We start from the raw sequence: 3,334 nt of genomic DNA on the forward strand, positions 1-3,334 counted from the left end.
TAAGCATCCGCTGAACGCCATCGCCAAGTTTTAACGGGGTTCAGGTTTCCAGCGGTGAGGTAGTAATTCTTCTATTTGGGGCACTTTATGTGTTGGCAACCTTTTCAGCACATCACTTAAATAGGCATACGGATCCAAGCCATTCAGCTTTGCTGACTGGATTAAAGTCATGATATTGGCAGCTCGTTGACCACTGCGCAGCGAACCTGCAAATAGCCAGTTCTTACGCCCCAAGGCCCAGGGACGCATTTGGTTCTCTATCCAATTATTGTCAATGGGTAGATTGCCATCATCCAGATAGCGGCTTAAAGCAGTCCAACGTTTTAGGCTGTAATTGATCGCCCGGGCGGTTGGAGAACTCGATGGCACCGTCAGCTGATGTTGGTTGAGCCATTCATATAGTTGTTGCATGACCGGTTGACTATGCTGTTGTCGGTATTCGCAGCGGTCTTCCGCTGTACCATCCGTCTTTTTTCTTAATTCTGCTTCTATCGCATATAATTTCTGAATCAGCACTAATGCCTGTTCAGCGACCTGACTTTTCTTGGTCACATGTAGTTCATGGAATTTACGACGTGCATGTGCCATGCAGCCCACCTCAATGACCTGACCTGATCTAAAGCGTGCTTTATAACCACTGTAATCATCACAGACCAAATGACCCTGCCAGCCTTTCAGGAAGTCTTCAGCATGCTGGCCAGAACGGCTATCTTGAAAGTCATAGATCACTGCCTGAACTGGATTGTACTGTGTGCTGGCATAGGCCCAGACATAACCTTTTTTGGGCTTTTTCTCATTTTCACCCATCTGCATGACCGTCACCGGTGTTTCATCTGCATGGATCACCTGCTGTTGCAGTACCACCTGTTTTAAGGCATTGGCCAGAGGTTCCAGTTCCACCCCACAGCGGCCAATCCAGTCAGATAACGTTGATCTAGACAGATCAACACCTGCGCGTAGAAAGATTTGACGTTGACGGTACAAAGGCAAATGATCGGCATACTTTGACACCAGCACATGGCTAAGCAATTCAGGTGAAGCAATGCCTTTATCAATCACATAGGCTGGCATCGCTTGCTGAGTCAGAGTGTCACACTGATCACAGACCCATTTACCACGCACATGCTGTTCCTTATAGAACTGTGCCGGTCTGAAATTCAGTTTTTCACTGACATCTTCACCGATACGACGCAAGGTACAGCCACAACTGCATTGTGTTGATTCAGGTTCATGCTCAATACGGAGGGTGTGTAGATGATCTGGCAACAGCCGACGTTTAGGTTTGTTGACTGGGGCTTTCTGTGCAGCTGCATTGGTTTTATCTGCATTCAGTCGTTCCAGTTCCAGATCAACCGCTGCAATATCTTCTTCAACCGCTTCATCCCAGAGATGGATTTGTTTTGCGGTTAGATGTTCGTTTTTACTGCCGAATTTATGCTGTTTAAATAGTGCAAGCTCATGCTCGTATTTTTGATTGAGAATAGAAAGATGTTGAACTTTAGAATCTAATTGCTGATTGGTGACTTCAAAATGTTGAACTCTGGCATCTAATTGCTGATTTGATTGTTCCAGTTGTTGTTTAGATTGTGCCAGAGACTGATGCTGCATCGCCAACTGTCTGGTAAATTCCAGCAGTTGTTCATGGGTCAGTTGGCTTAAATCAGGCAGCGTATTCATGACCGCAGTATGCCTGAGGTCATGATGCAGAGGAAATAGAACGTTTGGAGAATAGCAGAATGGATGAGCCTGGTTTAGAGCATTGTTACCACTTGCTGCAGTCCGATTCTTTGCCAGGGCAAACCCTGGATCAGTGCCTGTAACTGCTCCGGGCTGATCGCCATACTTTCACCCTGGTGAACTTTAGCCCAGTGGAATTTCCCCTGTTCCAGCCGCCGGGCACACAGCCAGATACCCAGTCCATCATGCACCAGCACTTTCATACGATGGCCACGCTTATTACAGAACAGGTAAGCGCAATGCGGTTTGATGTAGCCAAAGGCTCTCAGCACCTGAGCCATGGCTGTATCCATCCCTGCACGCATGTCCATCGGCTGGGTAGACAACCAGATCTCATCAATACGAATCATTGAGTCAAACCCTGGATCAGCAACAGTAATTCAGTTACTGACTCCACCGGCCAGTCGATCTCGATCATCTGATCCCTTGCGGAACTTGGTGCCTCATGTAATGGAATCCTGATATGAGCGACAGCTTTCTTCTCTGGCACAGGTGGTAGAGGTGCTTCTTGTTTGACTGGAGTCGGGTGAAGAATGACCGGAAGAAAGTCAGTCTGTGGAATGGATGGGGTTTTTAATGCAGGGGGCATTGATCTGGACTGACGAATCCATTTATGTAGCAGATTGGCATTGATCTGATGTTGCATTGCTACCTTGGCCACTGATGTATCTGGCTGCTGGCATTGCTGAATAAGTTGATGTTTAAATTCAGCTGTGAAGGTTCGACGGGGCTTTTTTAGCGTTGGTGCACTGTCTATAACTGTCTTTAAATCCATAAATAGGTGTCCACTTAAATTTAAGTGGACACTATCGCGGTATTAATGAGTTAGAAAAAGTGGGGTTCAGCGGACGCTTACGATAGCCTGACCATTTTTTCCATAGTGTCCTGCCTAAACGTTTAATTGTTCGAAGTAATTCATTTCGCTCTAGCGAGCTACTCTTTGTATCTTTCCATTTTTTCTAGGTGGAATCACCGCATGCGCTTGCCGATCTGCAATGACCTGACGGCATTGCTTGGTGTCATAAGCCCCATCGGTATAAACAGAGTCAATCCGCTCATCTTGTGGAATCTGATTAAGTAAATCACCAAGCACCTGTGAATCACTGACATTATTGGTTGTAAGCTGAACTGCTCGTATTTGTAGGGTTTTAGCATCTATACCAATATGAAGTTTACGCCATTGGCGACGATATTCAGGTCCATGTTTCTTGCGTTTCCATTCGCCCTCACCTAGAAACTTCATGCCTGTAGAGTCCATGAGTAGATGCAGCCCATCGCTACTTTTTTGGTAACTGATTACAATATCAATATGCTTTTGTCTTCTACAAAGCGTGGTGTAATCTGGAGCTATCCAATTTAATCCGCAAAGTTTAATCAGACTTTGCACAAAGCCAGTGACCATACGTAAAGACAGACGGAATAAGGATTTAATCATTAAGCAGCATTGGATGGCTGCGTCGGAGTAGATTTGATTTCGCCCTTGTTTGCCTTTTGATGGAGCATATCATTGCGTAGCAGGATCAAACCAAATGGCAATATTTCCTCGACTCATGAGTGCTCGGTTATATGCGGGCCAATTGGTTGTGCGGTAGATTTT

General features: G+C 45.8%; 3 protein-coding genes and 1 pseudogene. All 4 read right to left on the minus strand.

The genetic code is table 11. From position 1 onward, the window contains the following. Positions 1-30 precede the first annotated feature (30 nt). Entirely contained in the window at positions 31-1,677 is a 1,647-nt protein-coding gene (locus D7V20_RS18720) for an IS66-like element ISAba17 family transposase (protein ID WP_087528919.1), read from the minus strand. A 74-nt stretch (positions 1,678-1,751) separates the two neighbouring features. After that, a complete protein-coding gene (gene tnpB / locus D7V20_RS18725; protein WP_000618090.1) occupies positions 1,752-2,087 on the minus strand; it encodes an IS66 family insertion sequence element accessory protein TnpB in 336 nt (111 codons plus the stop codon). Beyond that, positions 2,084-2,512 carry an IS66-like element accessory protein TnpA gene (gene tnpA, locus D7V20_RS18730; protein ID WP_000364662.1) on the minus strand — a complete coding sequence of 143 codons (429 nt, stop codon included), beginning with the start codon at positions 2,510-2,512 and terminating at the stop codon, positions 2,084-2,086. The genes tnpB and tnpA overlap by 4 nt, the downstream gene beginning before the upstream one ends. 31 nt (positions 2,513-2,543) lie before the next feature. Next, positions 2,544-3,334, minus strand: a pseudogene (locus tag D7V20_RS18735) (IS5 family transposase); the annotation flags it as partial.

The organism is Acinetobacter rongchengensis (assembly GCF_003611475.1).
Taxonomy (GTDB): domain Bacteria; phylum Pseudomonadota; class Gammaproteobacteria; order Pseudomonadales; family Moraxellaceae; genus Acinetobacter; species Acinetobacter rongchengensis.